This is a genomic window from Micromonospora phytophila (assembly GCF_023656545.1).
GTDB lineage: Bacteria > Actinomycetota > Actinomycetes > Mycobacteriales > Micromonosporaceae > Micromonospora > Micromonospora phytophila.
Map to the genome: position 1 here is coordinate 1 of NZ_JAMOKF010000325.1, position 6,130 is coordinate 6,130.

Genomic DNA, 6,130 nt, shown 5'->3' on the forward strand with positions numbered 1-6,130 from the left:
GACCACTCCCATCTGCCGGCCACCGTGGCGGCCACGGTAACCTCGCCCACACCATCCGGGGCAGGGGAGAAGCGCATTGAATCCCGTCACCGTCATCACCGGCGGCAGCCGAGGCATCGGCGCGGCCACCGCCCGCCGCCTCGCCCACGCCGGCCACCACGTCGCGCTGAGCTACCGCCGCGACCACGACGCCGCCACCGCCGTCCTGGCCGACCTGCACGCCACCGGCGTACGCGCCATCGCCGTCCCCGCCGACACCCGCGACCCCGACCAGGTCACCGCCCTGTTCGACGCCGCCGCCGACCTGGGCCCGATCACCGGGCTGGTCAACAACGCCGGCGTCACCAGCCCCATCGGCGCCTTCGTCGACCTCGACCCCACCGACCTGCGCCACGTCGTCGACGTCAACCTCATCGGCTACGTCCTGTGCGCCCAACAGGCCGCCCTCCGCATGAGCAGCGGCGCCGCCATCGTCAACGTCTCCTCCGCCGCCGCCACCCTCGGCAGCCCCGGCGAATACATCCACTACGCCGCCGTCAAGGCCGCCACCGACACCCTCACCACCGGCCTGGCCAAGGAACTCGCCCCCCGGGGCATCCGCGTCAACGCCGTCGCCCCCGGCGTGATCCGCACCGACATCCACGCCCTCTCCGGGCAACCCGACCGACCCGACACCGCCGCCGCCCGCATCCCCCTCGGCCGCGCCGGCGAACCCGACGAGGTCGCCGCCGCCATCGCCTGGCTGCTCGGCCCCGACGCCACCTACACCACCGGCACCGTGCTGCGCGTCGCCGGCGGCCTGTGAACGTGGGCGTCTTCGGCGACGACGCCGACCTCTACGACGACGTACGCCCCGGCTACCCCGGCGCACTCGCCAACACCATCGGCGACTACCACCGCGGCACCCCCGCGACGATCGTGGAGATCGGCGCCGGCACCGGCAAGGGCACCGAGGTGCTGCTGCGCCTCGGCGCACCCGTCACCTGCCTCGAACCCGACCCCCGCATGGCGGCCCTGCTCACCACCCGCCACCCCCACGTCCACGTCGTCACCGACACCTTCGAACGCTGGCGAGCGCCCACCGGCGGCGTGGACCTCATCGCCGCCGCCCTCGCCTGGCACTGGCTCGACCCCGCCACCCGCAACCACCGCGCCCACGCCGCGCTCACCCCCAGCGGCACCCTCGCCGTCTTCGGCCACACCTACGGCTACGCCGACCCCGGACACGCCCACGCCATCGACACCGCCCTGCGTGCGATCGACCCCGCCACCCCGACGCGCGCCCCGGACTGGTTCCACCAGGACATCACCGCCAGCGGCCTGTTCGCCGACATCCAGGCCCACACCAGCCACCGCGACCTGCCCCTGACCACCGAGCGCTACCTGCAACTGGTGCGCACCTTCGGCCCGTACCGCACCCGCCCCCCGCACCAGCAGGCCCGCGCCAGCGACACCCTCCGCGCCCTGGTCGACGGCTTCGGCGGGACGATCGTCCTGCGCCTGCGCACCACCCTGGTGCTGGCCCGCCGCCCGGGGTGACGATCAGGTGAAACGCCGCCGGGCGGGGGAGAGGACCATCCCAGCGACGTCCGCCAGAATCGGCGCATGCCCGCCCTCGTACCCCCGGTCGTGACGCCGGGCAGTCTGTCCCGGCTGCCGCAACCGCACCTCGACGCCGCCGGGTTGACGCTGCGCCCATGGCAACCCACCGACCGACCCACGGTCCTCGCCGCCTACACCGACCCGGCCATCCGACGCTGGCACAGCCGGACGATGACCGACGACGAGGCCCGCGCCTGGATCGACACCTGGCCCGAGCGGTGGCGGCAGGAGACCGGCGCCGGCTGGGCCGTGACCGACCCCTGCGGCGTCGTCGGTCAGATCAGCCTGCGCCGACTCGCCCTGCCCGACGGCCTGGCCGAGGTCTCCTACTGGGTGCTGCCCACCGCCCGCGGCCGGCGCGTCGCCCCCCGCGCCCTGTCGGCGCTGACCACCTGGTCGTTCACCGTGCTCGGACTGCACCGCGTCGAGCTGTCCCACTCGAGCGCGAACCTCCCGTCCTGCCGGGTGGCCGCCCGCGCCGGCTTCACCGCCGAGGGCACCAAACGCGGCGAGGGCCGGCACGCCGACGGTTGGCACGACATGCACCTGCACGCCCGGCTACGCACCGACCGCCCCTGACCCGGCCCAGGTGACACCTCTGGGCCAGCGCGTCCCTTCTCATCCGTCCCGGGTCACCTGAACCACTTCGACCCGCGACGGCCCCGACACGGTGAGAAGGAGCCGAAAACCGCGGCTTCCCACCGTCTCGGGCGGCGCGGCCCAGGAGCGAGGACAGGAGCCGGCCGAGGTATGCCACCCCGTCCGGCCGGGTAGGCACCGGCGTGCAAAGCGGACGGATCGGTGACCACGGTTTTCTCGCGGACGGTCGCAGCGCGGTCCTGGTGGACCGGGCTGGATCGGTGAACTGGTGGTGCCCGCTACGCTTCGACGGGCCCTCCGTCTTCGGGCGGTTGCTCGACGACGACGCCGGGCACTGGTCGATCCAGCCGGAGGACCACTTCACCTCCGAGCGGTCCTACCTGGACGACGCGCTCGTGCTGCGTACCGTCTTCACCACCGGGCAGGGCAGCGTGGCGGTGACCGACGCGCTCGCGCTGGAGCCCGGCGCGCGCGGCCACGAGATCGGCCTGCGCTCACCGCGGGTACTGGCCCGCGTGGTCGAGGGGCTCTCCGGCGAGGTGCCGATGCGGCTGCACTACCGGCCGCGCTTCGAGTACGGGCGGGTGACCGCGTACCTGACGGAAGACGACGGCGTGATCGGCGCCACCGCCGGCGGCTGCCGGCTGAGCCTGCGCGGCGACGTGCCGCTGGAGTGCCGGGACGGCGACGCCACCGCGAGCTTCACCGTCCGGGCCGGCGACACCCACCGCTTCACCCTCGGACACGCGCCCACCTACGAGTCCGATCCGCCCGCGTTGCCGGACGCCGACCGGGTCGTGGCCGACGCCGTCGCCGGCTGGCGCTCCTGGGCCGACCTGCACCGGGACCAGTACCGCGGCCTGTTCCGTGACGAGGTGCGGCACAGCGCCATCATCCTGCAGGGAATGACCTACGGGCCCAGCGGCGCCATCGTGGCGGCGGCGACCACCTCGCTGCCGGAGAAACTCGGCGGCGACCGCAACTACGACTACCGCTTCGTCTGGCTCCGCGACTTCAGCCTCACCCTGCAGGCCCTGTGGCGGGCGGCCTGCCCGGACGAGGCCGAACGGCAGTTCACCTGGGTGGCCCGGGCGATGGGGCGGATCGGTGACGAGCCGGTGCCCATCATGTACGGCGTACAGGGCGAGCGTGACCTCACCGAGCACCAACTCGACCACCTCGCCGGGTACGCCGACAGCCGGCCGGTCTCCATCGGCAACGACGCCTGGACCCAGCGGCAGTCCGACGTGCTCGGCGAGATCCTCGACGCGGCCTGGCTGATGCGCCACTACCTCGACCCGATGATGCCCGAAGTGCGCCACCTGCTGCGGGCCCTCGCCGACCAGGCGGTGCTGAACTGGCGCCGGCCGGACGCCGGCATGTGGGAGGCCCGCGACGCGGAACGGCACTACGTCTCGTCGAAGGTGCAGTGCTGGACCGCACTGGACCGCGCCGTCCGCTTCGGCCCCCGGCTCGGCGACCAGAGCGACGTGGCCCGCTGGGCCGCCGCCCGCGACGAGGTCCGCGAGGCCGTACTGACCCGGGGCTGGCGCGAGCGGCTCGGCGCGTTCACCGGGGCGTTCGATTCCGACAACCTGGACGCCTCGGTGCTGCTCATGCCGCTGGTCGGCTTCCTGCCGGCCGACGACCCGCGGATGCGCTCCACGGTGAGCGTGATCGAGCGCGAGCTCTCCCACGACGGGCTGCTGCGCCGCTGGGACGGCGACCCGGCCGGCTTCGTCATCTGCTCGTTCTGGCTGGTCAGCTGCCTGGCCATGGCCGGTGAGGTGGACCGGGCCGACCGGCTCTTCCAGCAGCTCGCCGCCCGGGTCAACGACCTGGGGCTCTTCGCCGAGCAGATCGACCAGGCCACCGGGGAGCAACTCGGCAACTTCCCGCAGGCCTTCTCGCACATCGGGCTGATCAACGCCGCCGGCCTGCTCACCGAGGCCGCCGACCGGCGCGCCGCCGCGGGCCAGTCGCGACAACCCGTGCCGGCCGGTACGGGACCCACGGAAGGAGCACGCTCATGACCGGACGCCTCCAGGGCAGAACCGCCCTGATCACCGGCTCGGACTCGGGCATCGGGCAGGCCACCGCGATCGAGTTCGGCCGGGAGGGCGCCGACGTGGTGGTGCACTACCTGCACGACCACGCCGGCGCGAACCACACGAAGGCCGAGATTGAGAAGTCCGGCCGGCGGGCCGTCGTGGTGCAGGGCGACATCAGCGTCGAGCACCAGGTCGAGGCGATGTTCGACGAGGCGCTGGCGGAGTTCGACACGCTCGACATCCTGATGAACAACGCCGGGGTGGACGCCTCCGGTATCCCGGTGGCCGACCTGGACACCGAGACCTGGGACCGGGCCATCCGGACCAACGTCTACGGCACGTTCTTCTGCTCCCGACGCTTCGTACGGCACCGCCGCGACCAGGGCGGCCACGGGAAGATCATCAACACCACCTCCATCCACCAGGAGGTCGCCCGGGCCGGCGGCGCGGACTACGACACCAGCAAGGGCGCCATGCTGGAACTGGCCAAGAGCCTCGCCCTGGAAGTCGCTCCGATGCACATGAACGTCAACAACATCGGCCCCGGCATGGTGCTCACCCCGTTCAACCAGAAGGCCATCGACGACCCGGCCTACCTCGAGGAGCAGGTGCAGAGCATCCCCTGGAAGCGGGCCGCCGAGCCCCGCGAGATCGCCAAGCTGGCGGTTTTCCTGGCCAGCGACGACGCCGACTACGTCACGGGCTCGACATATTTCATGGACGGTGGCCTGATGCAGAACCAGGGCCAGGGCGCCTGAGAACGTCGCACGCCACGGCGTCGGACCGCGCCCTCAACCGCCTGGCTGTTCGACGGCCGGAGGACTCCAGGGGCCCCGCGAGAATTTCGAGGTTTTTGCGGTTTTCCGGGGATTTCGGGCGATAGCCGGTTGAGGATGGGCGCAGGGCCAGCCGAAGGGCACAGGACCGAAGGCGTTGACACGTCGCTGCCATCGCGGGGAAAGAGGAGCCGACAGCGTGGACATGAAGCTCGAATTCATCGTGCTGCCCATTGCCGATGTGGGCCGGGCCAAGAACTTCTACCAGACGCTGGGCTGGCGGGAGGATATCGACAAAGGCGAGGGCGATGCCCGGGTGGTCCAGATGACACCGCCCAGGTCGGACTGCTCGATCATGTTGGGTCCCAGCCTCACCTCGGCCGCACCCGGCTCCGCCCAGGGCCTGTGCCTGGTGGTCAACGACATCGAGGCGGCCCGCGCCGAACTGGTCGGCCGCGGCGTCGAGGTGAGCGAGGTGTTCCACCAGGCAGCCGGCGGACTGCCCCTGGCGAACGCTCAAGGACGGGCCCCGGGGCTGGCTCCGGACCGAGGGAGCTACTTCTCGTTCGCCTCGTTCAACGACCCGGACGGCAACGGCTGGCTCCTCCAGGAGGTCACCACGCGCTTTCCCGGCCGGCTGTGGTGACCGACGGACCGAACCTTCTCGCAGAGGACCCGCATGCCGGCGACCTATGACTCGGTGGCCGAACTGGCAGACGCGCTGCGGCGGGCAGCGGCTGCGCACGGCCGCTACGAGGCAGAGACCGGGCGCCCTGACCCGGACTGGCCGACCTGGTACGCCCAGTACATGGCCGACGAGCAGGCAGGGCGCCCCGGACCAGCCGGGCGGGGAGCGGGCACCTGAGCGATGAGGCCACGGCGGAGCCTGGCCACCACCAGGCCCTGCACAGGTCGAGGGCGTGCGCGCAGCAGACCGGGCCCGAGCGGACCCCGCGTGGATGCGACGCCCGTAGCGCTACGCAACTGCGGCGCGACGTGGCACGATCGCGCAGGTGACCAGCAGCCCCGCCGCGGCGCAGCACCTGCGCGACCTCGTGCGACTGCGCCGCGTCCGCGACCGCATCGACCGGGAGTACGCAC

At 72.5% G+C, this 6,130-nt stretch carries 7 protein-coding genes; all 7 read left to right on the plus strand.

From position 1 onward, the window contains the following. The first annotated feature begins 76 nt into the window (after positions 1 to 76). The 7 genes from NCC78_RS26245 (at position 77) to NCC78_RS26275 (ending at position 5,894) form a co-directional block, all read left to right on the plus strand. Entirely contained in the window at positions 77 to 805 is a 729-nt protein-coding gene (locus tag NCC78_RS26245; protein WP_250797812.1) for an SDR family NAD(P)-dependent oxidoreductase, read from the plus strand. A gap of 2 nt (positions 806 to 807) precedes the next feature. Further along, positions 808 to 1,539: a class I SAM-dependent methyltransferase gene (locus tag NCC78_RS26250; RefSeq protein ID WP_250797813.1), complete on the plus strand. Its 732-nt coding sequence runs from the start codon at positions 808 to 810 to the stop codon at positions 1,537 to 1,539. Positions 1,540 to 1,605: 66 nt separating this feature from the next. After that, positions 1,606 to 2,181 carry a GNAT family N-acetyltransferase gene (locus tag NCC78_RS26255; protein ID WP_250797815.1) on the plus strand — a complete coding sequence of 192 codons (576 nt, stop codon included), beginning with the start codon at positions 1,606 to 1,608 and terminating at the stop codon, positions 2,179 to 2,181. 203 nt (positions 2,182 to 2,384) lie between these two features. Beyond that, entirely contained in the window at positions 2,385 to 4,235 is a 1,851-nt protein-coding gene (locus tag NCC78_RS26260) for a glycoside hydrolase family 15 protein (RefSeq protein ID WP_250797817.1), read from the plus strand. Further along, positions 4,232 to 5,011 (plus strand): glucose 1-dehydrogenase, encoded by a 780-nt coding sequence (locus tag NCC78_RS26265; protein ID WP_250797818.1) that lies wholly within the window; start codon positions 4,232 to 4,234, stop codon positions 5,009 to 5,011. Before NCC78_RS26260 ends, NCC78_RS26265 begins: the two co-directional genes overlap by 4 nt. A 223-nt stretch (positions 5,012 to 5,234) precedes the next feature. After that, on the plus strand, positions 5,235 to 5,675 hold the full coding sequence (locus NCC78_RS26270) for a VOC family protein (protein ID WP_250797820.1): 441 nt from the start codon (positions 5,235 to 5,237) through the stop codon (positions 5,673 to 5,675). 33 nt (positions 5,676 to 5,708) lie between these two features. Beyond that, positions 5,709 to 5,894 (plus strand): hypothetical protein, encoded by a 186-nt coding sequence (locus NCC78_RS26275; RefSeq protein WP_250797819.1) that lies wholly within the window; start codon positions 5,709 to 5,711, stop codon positions 5,892 to 5,894. Positions 5,895 to 6,130: the final 236 nt, after the last annotated feature.